This window comes from Aliiroseovarius subalbicans (assembly GCF_022678625.1).
Lineage (GTDB): Bacteria > Pseudomonadota > Alphaproteobacteria > Rhodobacterales > Rhodobacteraceae > Aliiroseovarius_A > Aliiroseovarius_A subalbicans.
In genome coordinates this window covers 1,254,012-1,270,395 of the sequence record NZ_JALBYQ010000001.1, presented here as the reverse complement: position 1 = coordinate 1,270,395, position 16,384 = coordinate 1,254,012, and the positions used below count along the sequence as shown (strand labels likewise).

The window sequence follows — 16,384 nt, the reverse complement described above, 5'->3', positions numbered from 1 at the left end:
GATCAGTAGCACGGGGCGGTGTAGTAGGTGCCGTCGCCCTTGGCATAGGCGCATTCGCCTGTCGCGTTGTTCTTCGCAACCAAAGAGCCTGCCGCTGCCCCAGCCAGAACCGCCAGAATTGTCCAATTCGTGTTAGCATTCAATGCGTTAGCGGTCAGAAGCCCGGCGGCCCCACCGACAACGCCGCCCACGACCATCTGTTCCTGGGTGGTCATGTTGCAGCCCGCAATCGCCAAGCTGCTGGCACAGGCCAAAAGGATCAATTGTTTACGCATAGTATTCCTCCCCATCTTTCTGTGATGTGGGGGAAGGGTCGCGCTTGGGTTGAGGTCGCGCAATGATCCGCGTCAAACCGGGGTGGGACCGGCGGAAAGACGCGCATGAAAAAGGGCCGGCGCGCTGGCACCGGCCCCTTGGCTTGAACGCGCGGGGCGCGTTACTTCATGCGGTTGTCGATCAGGTCGTTCACCACGCCCGGATCGGCCAGGGTCGAGGTATCGCCCAGGGCGCCGTAGTCATCCTCGGCGATCTTGCGCAGAATGCGACGCATGATCTTGCCCGAGCGGGTCTTGGGAAGGCCCGGCGCCCACTGGATGTGGTCCGGGCTGGCGATCGGGCCGATTTCCGAACGCACCCAATTGCGCAGCACGGTCTTCAGCTCGTCGGTGTATTCCTCACCGTCCATCAGGGTGACGTAACAATAGATGCCCTGACCTTTGATGTCGTGCGGGAAGCCGACGACGGCGGCCTCGGATACGGCCTCATGGGCGACCAGGGCGCTTTCGACCTCGGCGGTGCCCATGCGGTGGCCCGAGACGTTGATCACGTCGTCGACCCGGCCGGTGATCCAGTAATAGCCGTCCGCATCGCGGCGGCAGCCATCACCGGTGAAGTAGTAGCCCTTGTAGTCCGCGAAATAGGTCGCAACGAAGCGGTCGTGATCGCCCCAGACGGTGCGCATCTGACCGGGCCAGCTGTCGCGCATGCACAGCACGCCCTCGGCCTCGGTCGTGGTGATTTCTTCGCCCGTGGTGGGGTCCAGGATCACCGGTTGCACGCCGAAATACGGCACGGTGGCCGATCCGGGTTTGGTCGGTGTGGCGCCGGGCAGGGGGGTCAACAGGTGACCGCCGGTTTCGGTCTGCCACCAAGTGTCGACGATCGGGCAGGTGCCCCCGCCGACGATGTCATTGTACCAGTTCCAGGCCTCGGGGTTGATCGGTTCGCCGACCGTGCCCAGCACCTTCAGCGACGACAGATCGCATTTCGTCACCCAGTCGTCCCCATGCGCCATCAGCGCGCGGATCGCGGTGGGGGCGGTGTAGAACTGGTTGACCTTGTGCTTTTCGCAGACCCGCCAGAACCGCGAGAAATCGGGATAGGTCGGGGTGCCTTCGAACATCAATGTGATCGCACCATTCGCGAGCGGGCCATAGACGATATAGCTGTGGCCGGTGACCCAGCCCACGTCGGCCGTACACCAGTAGACGTCGCCGTCATGGTAATCGAACACGTGCTCATGCGTCATCGCGGCGTAGAGCAGGTAGCCGCCGGTCGTGTGCACCACGCCCTTCGGTTGTCCGGTCGAACCCGACGTATAGAGGATGAACAGCGGGTCTTCGGCGTTCATCGGTTCGGGCGGGCAATCTGCCGACGCCGCAGCCATCTTCGCCGCATAGGCATGGTCGCGCCCGTCGGTCATCGGCACGTCCTCACCGGTGCGTTCAACCACCAGGGTCTGCACGTCGCCGCAGATTGACAGCGCCTTGTCCACATTGGTTTTCAGCGGTGTGTTGCGGCCGCCGCGCGGGGCCTGGTCAGCCGTCACGACCAGCGACGCGCCACAGGCACCGATCCGCGAGGCAAGCGCCTCGGGCGAGAAGCCGGCGAAGACGATGGAATGCACAGCACCGATGCGCGCGCAGGCCAGCATGGCATAGGAGGCCTCGGGGATCATCGGGAGGTAGAGAACCACGCGGTCGCCCTTGCCGACGCCCATGCCCTTCATGACATTGGCCAGCTTCGACACTTTCTCGTGCAGCTCGTTATAGGTGATCTTGGCGTCAACGTCCGGGTTGTCGCTTTCCCAGATGATCGCGGTCTGGTCGCCGCGGGTCGCCAGGTGACGGTCGACGCAATTGGCGGACACGTTCAGCACGCCGTCTTCGAACCATTTGATCGAGACGTCGGGGTATTTGAACGTGGTGTTCTTCATCTTCGTGGGGGCGGTGATCCAGTCCAGGCGCTTTGCAGCCTCGCCCCAGAACGCTTCCGGATCCTTGACCGAGGCATTGTACAACTCGGTGTATTTCGCCGCGTCGATATGCGCATGCGCGGTGAAATCTGCACTGGGCGGGTAGGTTTTGATCTCGGACATGGGGGCACCTTTCTTGTCTCGTAGAAGAGAGAGGGAAGGGGGCGCGGCAGGGCGGCGCCCCCAACCTAATCAGATGGCCAAGTATTCCATCCGCAGCGCTTCGTTTTCAAGCACTTCCGAAGCCAGTCCGTCGAAAACAACGGTGCCGGTGTCCAGGATCACGGCGCGGTCGGCCAATTCCAGCGCACGCACGGCGTTTTGTTCCACGATCACCGTGGTGATGCCCTGTTCCTTGATGATGTTGAGCGTCTTTTCGATCTCGTCAACGATCACCGGGGCAAGGCCTTCGTAAGGTTCGTCCAGCAGCAGCACCTTGATGTCACGGGCCAGCGCGCGGGCAATGGCCAGCATCTGCTGTTCACCGCCAGACAAGGTGGTGCCTTCCTGCTTGCGCCGTTCCTTGAGTCGCGGGAACAGCTCATAAATCCGGTCCAGCGACCAGCCGACCGGCTCGGCGATCTGGGCCAGTTGCAGGTTCTCTTCCACGGTCAGGCCCTGGATGATGCAGCGATCTTCTGGCACCAGGCCCATGCCCAGCTGGGCGGCCTCATAGGACTTCTTGTCATGCAGGCTTTTGTGGTCCAGCCACACTTCGCCGTGGGTGATGACAGGGTCGTCCATCCGGGCAATCGCGCGCAGGGTCGAGGTCTTGCCCGCCCCGTTGCGGCCCAAAAGCGCCAGGATCTCGCCTTCGTGCACGGTGAAGCTCACCCCTTGCACGATGTAGCTTTCACCATAATAGGCGTGCATATCCCAGACCGAGAAATAAGCCGGAGCGGTTGCCGCGACGTTCTGGAACTTGGAAAAGTCCCGTTTCTCGCGCGTGTGGTCCGCCGGGTCGATGAGTTTTTCGTCAGCCATTGATGTCTCCCTCAATGTGCCTCACCCAGATAGGCCTCTTGGACCTTCGGGTGACCTTTGATGTTTTCCGGCGTGTCCTCGACCAGGGGGGTGCCCTGTGCAAGAACGGTGATGCGCTCGGCCAGACTGAACACAACGTGCATGTCGTGTTCGATGATCGCCATGGTGATATCGCGCTTTTCCTTGATCTCCTTCAACAAGTCGATCGTGTTGTTGGTGTCGGCCCGCGCCATGCCGGCGGTGGGTTCGTCCAACAACAGAAGCTTCGGATCCTGGACCAGGCACATGGCCATTTCCAGGCGCCGCTTGTCACCACGTGACATCGAGGCGGCATTCATGTGCCGCTTGTCGATCATGTTCACGTCGATCAGCATCTGCTCGGCTTTCTCGACCAGATCCTTCTCGTTCTCGACCGTTTCGAAGGCGTGCAGGCGGAAGGCGCCGTCACGCTTAGCGAAACAGGGGATCATCATGTTTTCCATCACGTTCAGATCGCCGAAAATTTCCGGCGTCTGAAACACGCGGCTGATGCCCATCTGGTTGATCTCGAACGGCGTGCGGCCAAGGACCGACTGGCCGTTGAACATCACGCTGCCGGTGTCCGGGATCAGCTTGCCAACAAAGCAGTTCAACAGTGTCGACTTGCCGGCCCCGTTCGGCCCGATGATCGCGTGCACGGTGTTTTCCTGCACGCTGAGGTTCACGTCGCCAAGCGCCTGAAGGCCCCCGAAACGCTTGCCCACGCCTTTGACTTCAAGAAGTCCCATCTTTCAGTCTCCTCTTATTCAGCCACGTGGGGCGATTGTTTCGGGTGATGCTCGGCATCGTCGCCGTCACCGTCCGACTTTTTCCGCTTCAGCTTCTTGCCGATGCGTTGACCGCCTTCGACCAGCCCGCCGGGCAGGAAGATCACGACCATCATGAACAGAACGCCCGAGGTCAGGTGCCAGCCAGAGCCAACGAAGTGTTCGGCAACCCAGATCACGAAGCCCTCAAGCCCGTCGGGCAGGAACGAGAACCACTGGTGCAGAACGTTTTCGTTGATCTTCGAGAAGATGTTCTCGAAGTACTTGATGAAGCCAGCGCCCAGGATCGGGCCCATCATGGTGCCCACACCGCCGAGGATGGTCATCAGAACGACCTCACCGGATGCGGTCCACTGCATGCGCTCGGCGCCTGCCAGCGGGTCCATCGAGGCCAGAAGGCCGCCAGCCAGACCGGCATACATGCCCGAGATGACGAAGGCCGCCAGGGTGTAGGGGCGCGAGTTCAGGCCGGTATAGTTCAGGCGCGTCTGGTTCGTCTTAATCGCGCGCAGCATCAGCCCGAAGGGCGAGCGGAAGATGCGCAGGCTGAGGTAGAAAGCCAGGATCGCGATGACGGCACAGAAGTAATATCCGGCGTTGAAGGTGAATTCCCACCCACCGACCGGAATTTTCAGCGACGAGCCCATCTCCAGACCGAAGAAGTTGGTCGGCGGCACGTTGCCGTTTGCAGCCACCTGCTGACCCAGGATGCGCGGGTCGTTCAGGGTCACCTGCAGACCGGTCTCACCGTTGGTGATCGGGGTCAGAACCGAATAGGCCAGGTTGAACGACATCTGCGCAAAGGCCAGCGTCAGGATCGAGAAGTAGATCCCCGATCGCCGCAGCGAGACATAGCCGATCACCAGGGCAAACAGGCCCGAGACGATGATCGCCAGAATGATGCCCGGCAGCACGTTCATGCTGAGCAGTTTGAACATCCACACCGCCGAGTAGGAGCCGACACCCAGGAAGGCCGCGTGACCGAACGAGAGGTAGCCGGTCAGGCCGAACAGGATGTTGAAGCCGATCGCGAAGATGCCGAAGATGGCAAAGCGCTGCATCAGGTCAGGATAGCCCGCGTTGAACTGCGACATCGCGCTGCCTTCCGGGAAGGGTTGCAGCAGGATTGGGGTCGCCGCGGTCAATGCAATGACGATGAACAGGAATTTGGTGTCTTTTTTGCTGAGTCCAAGCATTGCCTTAGTCCTCCATCACGCCTTTGCGACCCATCAGGCCACGCGGACGTGTAAGTAGAATGATGATCGCGACCAGGTAGATGATGATCTGGTCGATGCCGGGAACGATGTCCTTGATCCAGTTCATGGAGGCGAAGCTCTCAAGGATACCCAGCATGAAGCCGGCCAGCACGGCGCCCGGAAGGCTGCCCATGCCGCCGACAACCACCACGACGAAGCTGAGGACCAGGAAGTCCATGCCCATGTGGTAGTTTGGCGAGTTGATCGGTGCATACATGACACCCGCAAGCCCCGCCACGGCGGCCGCCAGGCCGAACATGATGGTGAAGCGTTTGTCGATGTTGATGCCCAAAAGGCCGACGGTTTCCCGGTCTGCCATGCCCGCGCGCACAACCATCCCGAAGGTGGTGAACTGCAGGAAGGCGAAGACGGCGCCGATGATCACCGCTGCAAAAGCGAAGTAAACCATACGCCAGTAGGGATAGATCACCGTATTCGGGTCAAAGCCAAGCAGCGTGCCGAAATCGAACGAGCCCTTGAAGGCATCGGGCGCCCCGGTGGGGATCGGGTTGGCGCCATAATAGTGCTTGATCAGCTCCTGCAACACGATGGCCAGACCGAAGGTCACAAGGATCTGGTCGGCATGGGGGCGCTTGTAGAAGTGCTTGATCAGCCCGCGCTCCATCACATAGCCGACGAGCAGCATGATCGGGATCGAAAACAGGATCGCCAGCGGCACGGCCCAGTCGATGATCGAGGCGCCCATTTCCGGGCCGAACCAACTTTCCACATAAGGTGTTTTCACCTTCAGGGCGTTGCCCAGGAAGTCGGTTTTTGTGGCGTCGATCGTTTCATACGACAGGGTCAGAATGCGCTGCATCGTTACCGCGCAGAACGCACCGATCATGAACAGCGCGCCGTGCGCGAAGTTCACGACACCCAGCGTGCCGAAGATGAGAGTAAGCCCAAGCGCGATCAGCGCATAGGCCGAGCCTTTGTCGAGCCCGTTTAGAATTTGAAGAATTATGGCGTCCATTGTCCCCACCATTGGATAAATTGGGTCCAGCCGGTCGCGCACGGCCGGTCAGGGTCGGCCGCGCGGGGATCCCGCGCGACCATTGATTTTAGAACGTATCGGCTTAGCCGGCGTTGCACTCACCCAGAGCGCCGCCCGTGAACATCGGGTGGTCGGGATCATAGGTGACCTGAGCGGCCGGGGTAACTTCGACGACTTCAAGAAGGTCGAACTCCGACGTCGGGTTCTCTTTCCCGCGCACAACCAGAACGTCCTTGAAGCACTGGTGGTCTTCGGCACGGTAGGTGGTCTTGCCGTTGCCCAGACCGTCGAACTCGAAGCCTTCGAGAGCTTCGCCAACGCCACAGGGGTTGAAGGTGCCGGCGCGCTCGCACGCGTCTGCATATAGCAGCGTCTGGCAATAAGTCGTGTGAGCAGCCTGCGACGGCGGGAAGCCGTACTTGGTGCCGAACGACTTCACGAAAGCTTGCGTGCCTTCGTCGGTCAGCGACCAGTGCCAGTTGGTGGACCCAAGGATACCCTTGATGTTCTCACCCGCACCACGTGCCATCAGGCGCGAGAACAGCGGAACGACGATCTCGAAGTCGCGACCGTTGACCTGCTTTTCACGCAGACCGAACTGCACGGCGTTGGTCAGCGAGTTGACCATGTTACCGCCGTAGTGGTTCAGAACCAGAACGTCAGCATCCGTCTGCAGCACCGGGGTGATGTAGGACGAGAAGTCGGTCGCGGCCAGCGGGGTTTTCACCGTGTTCACGGTTTCCCAGCCCAGAGCTTCGGTCGAAGCAACGATCGATTCTTCCTGGGTCCAGCCCCAAGTGTAGTCGGCGGTCAGGTGATACGCTTTACGGTCGGTGCCGTAGCGCGCAGCCAGAACCGGTGCCAGAGCGGCACCCGACATGTAGGCGTTGAAGAAGTGACGGAAACCGTTCGCCTTCTTGTCTTTGCCGGTGGTGTCGTTCGAGTGGGTCAGACCGGCCATGAAGATGACGCCAGCTTCCTGACACAGACCCTGAACAGCAATCGCAACACCCGAGGACGAACCGCCGGTGATCATCACGGCGCCGTCTTTTTCGATCATCGACTTGGCCGATGCGCGGGCAGCGTCCGATTTCGTCTGGGTATCACCCGTAACGAATTCGACTTTCTTGCCGAGGATGCCGTTGCCTTTCAGCGCTTTCGAGCTGAACGTGTTCATCATGCCGCCGTCGCCTTCACCGTTCAGGTGCTCGACAGCCAGCTGGTAAGCGCGCAGTTCGTCCGCACCTTCGTCCGCATAGGGGCCGGTCTGCGGCACGTTGAAGCCCAGGGTGACAGAGCCACCCATCGGTTCGTTCGTGTAAGCAGCCGCCGACGAGGCGGTGAAGATGGTCGGCAGGGCGACGCCGGCACCGGCGACAGCGCCGGATTTCAGCACGCCACGGCGCGTAAGATTCGAATTGGACATATAGATCCTCCCGTTTCGTGAAATGTGGTGCAGGCCTCCTCTGCGCGCACCACGACCCTTTTACAGGGTTCCTCCAGTTTACGGTCGAGCAAGAAAACTTCGCAACAAATGCTTTTGACGAAACAATTTATTTGTAAACAAATGAACTGCTGCATGATATAGTTTGTAAAGAAATTTTCGCGCAGGTGCAGAAAGTGCCGGTAAACACAAGGAAAACCCGATGCCGCAATCCCGCCTGACCGGCAGTCGCATCCGAGAACGCCGCCTTGTCAGCGGAATACGGCAGGCCGATCTGGCTCGTTCGGTGGGAATTTCGCCCGCCTACCTCAACTTAATCGAGCATAACAGGCGCAGAATCGGCGGAAAACTGTTGGTGGACCTGGCGCGTGAGCTGGGGGCCGAGCCGGTCACCTTGGCCGAAGGGGCTGAGGCGGCCCTGCTGGGCGCGATGCGCGACGCCGCCGGGCGATTTCCCGATCAAGAGGCCGAAGTCGACCGCACCGAAGATTTCGCGGGTCGATTTTCCGGCTGGGCCCGGCTGGTCGCAGCGCAACATACCCGTATCGAGGAATTGGAGCGGCTGGTCGAAGCCTTGTCCGACCGTTTGACGCACGATCCGCACCTTGCCGCGTCGTTGCATGATGTGCTCTCTACCGTGACTGCGATCCGCTCGGCCGCGTCAATCCTGACCGACACCACGGACATCGACCCCGACTGGCAGGCCCGGTTCCTGCGCAACGTGGGCGAAGACAGCGCCCGGCTGACAGACAGTGCGCAGGGGTTGGTGGACTACCTTGAGGCTGGAACCAACGTTGAAGCGACGCCGATTTCACCGCAGGAGGAAGTCGCGGTGTTCCATGAGGCGTTGGGGTTTCACATCCCGTCGCTGGAGGATGGCAGCGGAGAGCCGCAAGATCTGGTGGCGGCATCGGACGGGCTGCAATCGACTGCTGCGCGCGACCTGGCGGCGCGGGTGCTGGAACGATACCGCGCGGACGCGCGCGCCATGCCTGCCGACGACTTCGCCGCGGCCTGGAACGAGCTGGGCGATCCCGGCCTGGTCGCGGCCCGCTTCCAGGTCGATCCGGCCGCGGTGCTGCGCCGGGTCGCGGCGCTGCCGGATGGACCAGCCACGGGCCTGGTGACCTGCGACGGCTCTGGCGCGCTAAGTGTTCGCAAGCCGGTTGACGGCTTCGCCGTGCCGCGCTTTGGCGCCGGGTGTCCGCTCTGGCCGGTGTATCAGGCGCTGGCGCGTCCGGCGCAGCCCATCCGCACCCTGGTCGAGATGCCGGGCCGCACTCCACGCCGGTTCACCTGCCTGGCGATTTCCCAAGCGCATCTCTCCGGCGGGTTCGGTGCCCCACCGGTGTTTGAGGCAACGATGCTGATCCTGCCCGAAGACGCCAGCACAGGGGGCGAGGCGCTGCCGGTCGGCGGATCGTGTCGCGTCTGCCCGCGGGCGGATTGCGCGGCGCGGCGGGAACCGTCCATTCTGTCAGGCAGCGGTTGAGCGCAGGAAACCTGCGTTCCGGGCACCATGCCTTTTGACATGTGGCCCATCATTGGAGATAGTCACCGAACGGGGCAAACGACCCCTGTTCCAAGGGGAGGGGCAGATGGGCAAACAGGTTCTTGTCATCGAGGACGAACCGAACATCGTCGAGGCGATCAGTTTCATTCTGGCGCGCGATGGGTGGAGCGTGGGAACGCATGCCAACGGGGAAACTGCGACAGAAGCTGTTTTGGCCAACGTTCCCGACGTGCTGATCCTGGACGTGATGCTGCCCGGTCGGTCGGGTTTCGACATCTTGCAAGAGCTGCGCGGCGACCCCGCGACCCGGACCTTGCCGGTGCTGATGCTGACCGCGCGCGGGCAGAAGAAAGACCGAGAGCTGGCCGACCGACTGGGCGTCAGCCGCTTCATGACCAAACCGTTTTCAAATGCCGAAGTGCTGGAGGCCGTGCGCGACCTTGCGGGGCCGACCGCGTCGTGAGCGCCCCGCGCGAACCCCTGTTTCTGGCGCGACAGAATTATCGCCGCCGTCGACTGGCAGATGCCGCGCGGCTGTTGCCGGTGTTGGGCGGGCTTTTGTTTCTGCTGCCGATCCTGGGCACCTCGACCGGTGCGATCACGACCGCGGGCGGGGGGCTGTTCGTGTTCAGCGTCTGGGTCGCCCTGATCGTGGTCGCGGCTTTTCTGGCCCGCCGCCTGACCGCGGGTGACAATGCCGGTCCTGACGGGGATTCCGGCTGATGGTCGGATTCAACGTGCTGGTCGTCGTCTGCGTGCTCTACGTGGCGATTCTGTTCGGCGTGGCCTTTGCCGCCGACAAACGCGCGCGGGACGGGCGTAGCCAATGGCTGCGCGGACCTTGGGTCTATACCTTGTCCCTGTCGATCTATTGCACCGCGTGGACCTTCTATGGCGCGGTCGGATACGCAGCGCGTTCGGGGTTGGAGTTCGTGACGATCTATCTGGGACCAACGCTTGTGATGGTCGGTTGGTGGTGGATCCTGCGTAAGCTGGTGCATATCGGGCGCGCGCAGCGCATCACCTCGGTCGCTGACCTCGTGTCGTCCCGCTATGGCAAATCGAACCTGCTGGGGGTGATTGTAACCCTTTTGGCAGTGGTGGGCACAACGCCCTATATCGCACTTCAACTGCAATCGGTTACGCTGTCCTTTGCTGTGTTCGCCTCGGAAGGGCAGGCGGGGTTCGAACTTCCCGACCTGAATGCCACCGCTTTATGGGTTGCGGGCGGGCTTGCTCTGTTCACGATCCTGTTCGGCACCCGCAACCTGGACGCCAACGAACGCCACAACGGCGTTGTCACCGCCATCGCTGTCGAGGCCGTGGTAAAGCTTGTGGCGCTTCTGGCGGTGGGCATTTTCGTGGTTTGGGGCGTGGCCGGTGGTCCAAGCGAGATTGCGGCTACCATCGATGCCTCGCCGATTGCCGACTGGCAGATGAACGGCAGCCGTTGGGCCTCGCTCACCTTCCTGTCCGCCGCCGCGTTCCTGACCCTGCCGCGCATGTTCCAGGTGCTGGTGGTCGAGAACGTGGATGAACGCCAGGTCGCCACCGCCTCCTGGGCCTTCCCGCTGTATCTGTTTCTGATGAGCCTCTTTGTCCTACCCATCGCCGTGGTTGGGCTGGACATCCTGCCCGAGGGATCGAACCCGGATCTGTTCGTGCTGACCGTGCCGTTGCATTTCGAACAGGAGGGCCTGGCGATGCTGTCGTTCCTGGGGGGCTTCAGCTCGGCCACTTCGATGGTGATCGTGGCGGCGATTGCGCTGTCGACGATGGTGTCGAACCATATCGTAATGCCGATTTGGCTGTCGGTGCGCCACCAGGGCGCGTCGATGTCGGGCGACGTGCGCCACCTTGTGTTGATCTCGCGCCGCCTGTCGATCGGGGGCGTTCTGCTGCTGGGTTATCTCTATTTCCGCTTCTCCGGTGGCGGGGCGGCTCTGGCGGCGATCGGTCTGATTTCCTTTGCCGGGGTGGCGCAGGTTCTGCCGGCGCTGCTGAGTGGCATCTTCTGGCGCGGGGCGTCGCGCAATGGGGCCGCGGTCGGCCTGGTCGCGGGTTTCGCGGTTTGGGCCTATACGCTGTTTCTGCCCAGCTTCGGCCCGGCGGGCGTGATCTCACCACAGGTTCTGGCCGATGGCCCGTGGGGCATGGGCTGGCTGCGCCCGCAGGCTCTGTTCGGTGTCGAAGGCATGGACCCGGTGGTGCATGCGATCTTCTGGTCGATGGTTATCAACACTGGGCTGTTCTTCCTGTTTTCACTGGTCAGTTTTCCCAGTCCGCTGGAACGCCTTCAGGGCGCGCAATTCGTCAACGTGTTCGAACATTCCGGCGCCGCGCGCGGTTGGGCGCAAGGCGGGGTGCAGGCCGAAGACCTTCTGGTCATGGCGCAGCGGATTATGGGCGGGTCCGAAGCCCAGGCTCTGTTCGAGGCCGAGGCCGCAGCCCAAGGCAAGGACGGATACCTGCCCGACACCAGTCCCGATTTCATTGAGCGGTTGGAGCGCGAGCTGGCGGGCTCGGTCGGCGGGGCGACGGCCCATGCGATGCTAGGCCAGATCGTTGGCGGGACCTCGGTCTCGGTCGAAGATTTGATGGCGGTGGCGGACGAAACCCAGCAGATGCTTGAGTATTCCTCAAAGCTTGAGCTGCAATCGGAAGAACTGACCCGCACCGCCCGCCAGCTTGGCGAGGCGAACGAGAAACTGACCCAACTGTCGATCCAGAAAGACGCGTTTCTGAGCCAGATCAGCCACGAATTGCGCACGCCGATGACCTCGATCCGGGCGTTTTCCGAGATCCTGATGGAAGGCGGCATGGCGCCCGCAGACAGCCGCAAGTATTCCAACATCATCCATGACGAAGCGATCCGGCTGACCCGGCTTCTGGATGATCTGCTGGACCTCAGCGTGTTGGAAAACGGTCAGGTCAACCTGAACCCACAGGCCGACAATCTGGCCGATGTGCTGGACCGCGCGGTGGCGGCGACAACGTCGGTGGGGGCGGGCACTGCGATCAGGATCAAGCGTGACCCGGTGCGCGAAGACGTGGCGCTGTTCACAGATACCGACCGGCTGGCGCAAGTGTTCATCAACCTGATCGCCAACGCCGCCAAATACTGCGACGCAGACAGGCCCAAGCTGTTGATTGCGGTCAGCAAACGCGCCGATCGCCTGCGCATCGATTTCATCGACAACGGCAGCGGGATTCCCACCGAAAGCCAGGTGATGATCTTCGAAAAATTCTCGCGCCTCAGCGATCAGGCCAAGGCGGGCGGCGCGGGGCTTGGCCTGGCGATCTGCCGTGAAATCATGGACAAGCTGGGCGGCAAGGTCACCTATCTGCCCGGACAGGGCGGGGCCGCGTTCCGCGTGACGCTTCCACTGGCACCGCTGGTCGCGGGAAGCTGACCGGTCTCAATCATTTGTAAACCTTGTCTTGCGACATCTGGGGGGATGAAAACCGCCCGACAAGCATGGATGGCAGAACGATGAGCGACCAGAATGGGCCAAGCGCGATGCGGCGCAAGGCCGGGGCCGGACGGCCCCCGCCAGAAATCGGCCGCGTGACGGCCGCCACCGCGCTGCGCGTGGCCGTGGCCCAAGCGGCCGAGGATGTGGCGGCGCTGGTGGCGCTGGCGGCGGGGGTTGATGAGACCCGCATCGTGCGCGGGGCTGCGTTGGAGGCCGCGCCCGAACACGCGCTTTTGGGGCTGATCGAAGGGCCGGCATCTAGCTATGGTTTGGCGGTGATGGACCCGCAGGCTCTGGCGGCGCTGATCGAGATACAGACCACAGGGCGCGTCGTGCCAAATCCGGCTGAACCGCGCGCCCCCACCCGCACCGACGCGATCCTGGCCGCTGATTTCATCGACCGGGTGCTGGAGCTGTTCGAGGATATGGTGGGCGAAGCTGACTTGCCTTTGCGCCCGGCGATCTCGGGTTTTCGCTATGCCCTGCCGATGGCCGATGCGCGGGCGGTAGAAATGACGCTTGAGGACATCCCCTATCGGCAATTCAACATGACCCTGGACCTGGGTAGCGGGGCGAAGAACGGGGTTATGCAACTGATATTCCCTTGGGACCCACCGCGCAGCTGTATTGCCGCGGTAGAAGATCGCACGCACGCCGCGCTGGGCGATCAGGTAATGGAAACCGAGGCCGAAATGATTGCTATTCTGCACCGGCTGGACCTGTCTCTGGCAGAGGTGACAGAGTTGACCGTCGGCTGTGTCGTCCCGGTGCCCCGCGATGCGTTGAACGCCGTGCTACTGACGGACGTCATGGGCGAAGCGGTGTCACATGGGCGCCTTGGCCAGGTCAGCGGCCACCGCGCCGTGCGCCTGTGTGAAACTTGCGAGGAGGTCTTGCCGCGCACTGGCGCGAGACCGGACACGCAGGGTGTCGAACTGGGGACCGACCAGCCAATCACACCGCCAAAGGTGGCGCAGACGCCGCCGAACATACCGGCATCTAAGGACCTTCCACCGCTGGGCGACCTGACCGCGCCGTTGGCGGATGCGGGTGGCGTGTCAGATCTGCCTGATATGGACGCCTTGTCGGACCGGGCGGATCTGCCGGAACCGGTTGGCTAGGGCGATGCGAAGCTTGACCTGCATCAAGGCAGCCCGGCGCATTTTTGGGCATCCTGTGACCAGAACAGGAGAAATGCGATGACAGACGTTGCGAAATTCCGCGCGGTGCTTGAGAATCGGCAGAAGGAGCTTGAAGCTCTGTTGCAAGAGATTGACGAAGAACTGGACAGCCACCAGTCGAAAGACTGGGAAGAGCTGGCCGTGGAGCGTGAAGGCGACGAGGTGTTGGAGCGTCGGGGGACTGACGCTCAAGCCGAGATCGCCAAGATCAAGGCTGCCATGGCCCGTATGGATGAAGATGAATTCGGCTATTGTGTCGATTGTGGGGACGAGGTCGCGGCCGAGCGATTAGAAATCGTCCCACATACACCGTTTTGCAGCAAATGCGCCGCTAAGCACGGGTAAACCCTGAGCAACGCGGTATGAGGAGGAGATGACATGGCCTTTGAAGAAATGAAAGCGGCAGTGGCTGCCATTCTGGACGAAATCGCGAAACGGCCACAAGATCGGCATGTGCTGCAAGAGCAGCTGCGCGCGAAGATTGCCGAGTTCGAGGCGATGGGCCTGCCCATTCCCGGCGATCTGAAAGTGTTCGAGGAAGACCTGGAAGACGACGACGCGGACGACCTGTTCGACAACATGCCCGTCTGAGGGGCGGTTCCAAGCGGTCTGCGCTGACGCGCAGGCAGGTTTCTGATTGGCGCCTGTGGCCTGCGTTACGCGCGGGCCACCGTTGTTTTGCCCAGATTCTGCCCGAACACCCTGTTGGAAGGCCGAGCAAACCTGCCCGACGGGGGCGCGTTGCCTTGCAGCCACCGGGTTGAGGGTCTACGTGATGTTTCAAGAGGTCCGGCAAGCCAAATGGGAGATGTCGTGCGATGTTCAACTCATTGATCGAGAATGCCTTCAAACGTGCCCTGGACAACGGGGATCTCAGCGATCTGCCCGGTGCCGGGAAACCGATTTCTTCAAGCAGTCTGACTAGCGATCCCTTCGCGCACGTTTATTGCGAAAGCGGAACGATGACTCCATTCCGGGCAATGAAAAGTCGCATCGACGAGGCCCGCAACCGTCTGTCCAAGGCGACCGACCCCGAGGAGCGGCGGGGCATTCAGGCAGAAATCTCATCACTTGAGACCCGAAAGGCGATCGAGATGGAGACGTTCACACGATACGGATAACCCTTTGCACCCTCGGGGCGTTTGGGGGGTGGTGCAGCACCGCACGCGCCCACCGGCTTGTTGGCATGCCCTCAGGCTTAGACTTTTTCTTGCGTAAAGCGCCGCAATTCGCCGCGCGCGACCTGACGGCGGTGGACCGCGTCCGGCCCGTCCGCCAGGCGTAGTGTGCGCAGGTTCGCCCATTGGCGGGCCAGTTCGGTGTCTTGCGAAATACCTTGAGCACCAAACATCTGCACCGCCGCATCAGTCACTTTCAGCGCCATGTTCGGCGCCACGACCTTGATCTGGTGGATCCAGGGCGCGGCAGCGCGCGCATCGCCCTGATCCATCATCCAGGCGGCTTTGAGGCACAGAAGCCGGGCCATTTCGATCTCCATCCGCGCATCGGCAATGATGTCGTAGTTCCCACCCAGATGCGCCAGGGGTTTGCCGAATGCCTCCCGCGACAGCGCGCGGCGGCACATCTCCTCCAGCGCCTTTTCCGCCTGGCCGATCGCGCGCATGCAGTGATGGATGCGTCCCGGCCCAAGCCGCCCCTGCGCGATTTCGAAGCCGCGCCCTTCGCCCAGAAGGATGTTTTCGGCCGGCACGCGCACGTCCGAGAACCGGATATGCATATGCCCGTGCGGCGCGTCATCCTGGCCATAGACCTCCATCGCGCGCAGTTTCTCGATGCCGGGGCTGGCCGCATCGACCACGATCATCGAATGGCGCTGGTGCTTTGCGGTGGCCTCCCCGCCGGTGCGCACCATGACGATATAGACCGCGCAGCGCGGGTCGCCCGCCCCCGTGGCCCACCATTTTTCACCGTTCAGAACATAGCTGTCGCCGTCGCGCACGCAGGACATCGAGATGTTGGTGGCATCGGACGAGGCCACGTCAGGTTCCGTCATCAGGTAAGCCGAGCGGATGTCGCCCGCGAGCAGCGGCGCCAGCCATTGGTCCTTCATCGCCTGCGTGCCGTAGCGCTCAAACACCTCCATGTTGCCGGTATCGGGCGCGTTACAGTTGAATACCTCGGCGGCCAGGTGGCTTTTTCCCATCTCCTCGGCCAGATAGGCGTATTCGACCGTGGTCAGCCCGTGCCCTTTGTCGCTGTCAGTCAGCCAGAAATTCCACAGCCCGGCGGCCTTGGCGCGGGTTTTCAACCCTTCCAGGATTTCGGTCTGGCGCGCGGTGAATTGCCAGCGATCGCCGACGGGCACTTGCGCCAGATATTCTGCGTCCAGCGGTGCAATCTCATCGCGCACCATGCGGGCAACGGCGGCGTGCAGCGGCGCCACGCGGGCGCTCATACCCAGGTTCATGTCGGTCATGTCGGGATCCTCCTGGGGCCGAGCGAACCAGTGACG

General features: G+C 62.1%; 16 protein-coding genes. 8 read left to right on the top strand and 8 right to left on the bottom strand.

The features are described from left to right. Window positions 1-2 precede the first annotated feature (2 nt). The 7 genes from MN188_RS06380 to MN188_RS06350 form a co-directional block, all read right to left on the bottom strand. A complete protein-coding gene (locus tag MN188_RS06380) occupies window positions 3-275 on the bottom strand; it encodes a glycine zipper 2TM domain-containing protein (RefSeq protein WP_242106747.1) in 273 nt (90 codons plus the stop codon). A 161-nt stretch (window positions 276-436) separates the two neighbouring features. Further along, entirely contained in the window at window positions 437-2,377 is a 1,941-nt protein-coding gene (acs, locus tag MN188_RS06375; RefSeq protein ID WP_242106746.1) for an acetate--CoA ligase, read from the bottom strand. A gap of 69 nt (window positions 2,378-2,446) precedes the next feature. Further along, window positions 2,447-3,238, bottom strand: coding sequence for an ABC transporter ATP-binding protein (locus MN188_RS06370; RefSeq protein WP_242106745.1), 792 nt, complete (start codon window positions 3,236-3,238; stop codon window positions 2,447-2,449). 11 nt (window positions 3,239-3,249) lie between these two features. After that, complete coding sequence (locus MN188_RS06365) at window positions 3,250-4,005, bottom strand: ABC transporter ATP-binding protein (RefSeq protein ID WP_242106744.1); 756 nt, start codon at window positions 4,003-4,005, stop codon at window positions 3,250-3,252. Between the two features lie 14 nt (window positions 4,006-4,019). After that, window positions 4,020-5,240 carry a branched-chain amino acid ABC transporter permease gene (locus tag MN188_RS06360; RefSeq protein WP_242106743.1) on the bottom strand — a complete coding sequence of 407 codons (1,221 nt, stop codon included), beginning with the start codon at window positions 5,238-5,240 and terminating at the stop codon, window positions 4,020-4,022. Between the two features lie 4 nt (window positions 5,241-5,244). Continuing rightward, the gene (locus MN188_RS06355) at window positions 5,245-6,276 is read right to left on the bottom strand and encodes a branched-chain amino acid ABC transporter permease (protein ID WP_242106742.1); all 1,032 of its coding nucleotides are present in this window, start codon (window positions 6,274-6,276) and stop codon (window positions 5,245-5,247) included. A gap of 103 nt (window positions 6,277-6,379) precedes the next feature. Continuing rightward, window positions 6,380-7,723: a substrate-binding protein gene (locus MN188_RS06350; RefSeq protein WP_242106741.1), complete on the bottom strand. Its 1,344-nt coding sequence runs from the start codon at window positions 7,721-7,723 to the stop codon at window positions 6,380-6,382. A gap of 220 nt (window positions 7,724-7,943) precedes the next feature. Between MN188_RS06350 and MN188_RS06345 the strand changes: the two genes are divergently transcribed. The 8 genes from MN188_RS06345 (at window position 7,944) to MN188_RS06310 (ending at window position 15,032) form a co-directional block, all read left to right on the top strand. Further along, a complete protein-coding gene (locus tag MN188_RS06345) occupies window positions 7,944-9,233 on the top strand; it encodes a helix-turn-helix transcriptional regulator (protein WP_242106740.1) in 1,290 nt (429 codons plus the stop codon). A gap of 106 nt (window positions 9,234-9,339) precedes the next feature. After that, window positions 9,340-9,717 carry a response regulator transcription factor gene (locus MN188_RS06340; RefSeq protein ID WP_242106739.1) on the top strand — a complete coding sequence of 126 codons (378 nt, stop codon included), beginning with the start codon at window positions 9,340-9,342 and terminating at the stop codon, window positions 9,715-9,717. Further along, window positions 9,714-9,977, top strand: a complete 264-nt coding sequence (locus tag MN188_RS06335; RefSeq protein WP_242106738.1) for a hypothetical protein — start codon at window positions 9,714-9,716, stop codon at window positions 9,975-9,977. The genes MN188_RS06340 and MN188_RS06335 overlap by 4 nt, the downstream gene beginning before the upstream one ends. Then, window positions 9,977-12,667, top strand: a complete 2,691-nt coding sequence (locus tag MN188_RS06330; RefSeq protein ID WP_242106737.1) for an ATP-binding protein — start codon at window positions 9,977-9,979, stop codon at window positions 12,665-12,667. Before MN188_RS06335 ends, MN188_RS06330 begins: the two co-directional genes overlap by 1 nt. A gap of 80 nt (window positions 12,668-12,747) precedes the next feature. Then, the gene (locus tag MN188_RS06325; RefSeq protein ID WP_242106736.1) at window positions 12,748-13,851 is read left to right on the top strand and encodes a FliM/FliN family flagellar motor switch protein; all 1,104 of its coding nucleotides are present in this window, start codon (window positions 12,748-12,750) and stop codon (window positions 13,849-13,851) included. 78 nt (window positions 13,852-13,929) lie between these two features. Further along, complete coding sequence (locus tag MN188_RS06320; RefSeq protein WP_242106735.1) at window positions 13,930-14,256, top strand: TraR/DksA family transcriptional regulator; 327 nt, start codon at window positions 13,930-13,932, stop codon at window positions 14,254-14,256. A gap of 33 nt (window positions 14,257-14,289) precedes the next feature. Next, window positions 14,290-14,502 carry a hypothetical protein gene (locus tag MN188_RS06315; RefSeq protein ID WP_242106734.1) on the top strand — a complete coding sequence of 71 codons (213 nt, stop codon included), beginning with the start codon at window positions 14,290-14,292 and terminating at the stop codon, window positions 14,500-14,502. A gap of 389 nt (window positions 14,503-14,891) precedes the next feature. Then, entirely contained in the window at window positions 14,892-15,032 is a 141-nt protein-coding gene (locus MN188_RS06310; protein ID WP_242106733.1) for a hypothetical protein, read from the top strand. 77 nt (window positions 15,033-15,109) lie between these two features. Here MN188_RS06310 and MN188_RS06305 read toward each other — a convergent pair whose 3' ends face one another. Next, window positions 15,110-16,348, bottom strand: a complete 1,239-nt coding sequence (locus MN188_RS06305; RefSeq protein ID WP_420838965.1) for an acyl-CoA dehydrogenase family protein — start codon at window positions 16,346-16,348, stop codon at window positions 15,110-15,112. Window positions 16,349-16,384: the final 36 nt, after the last annotated feature.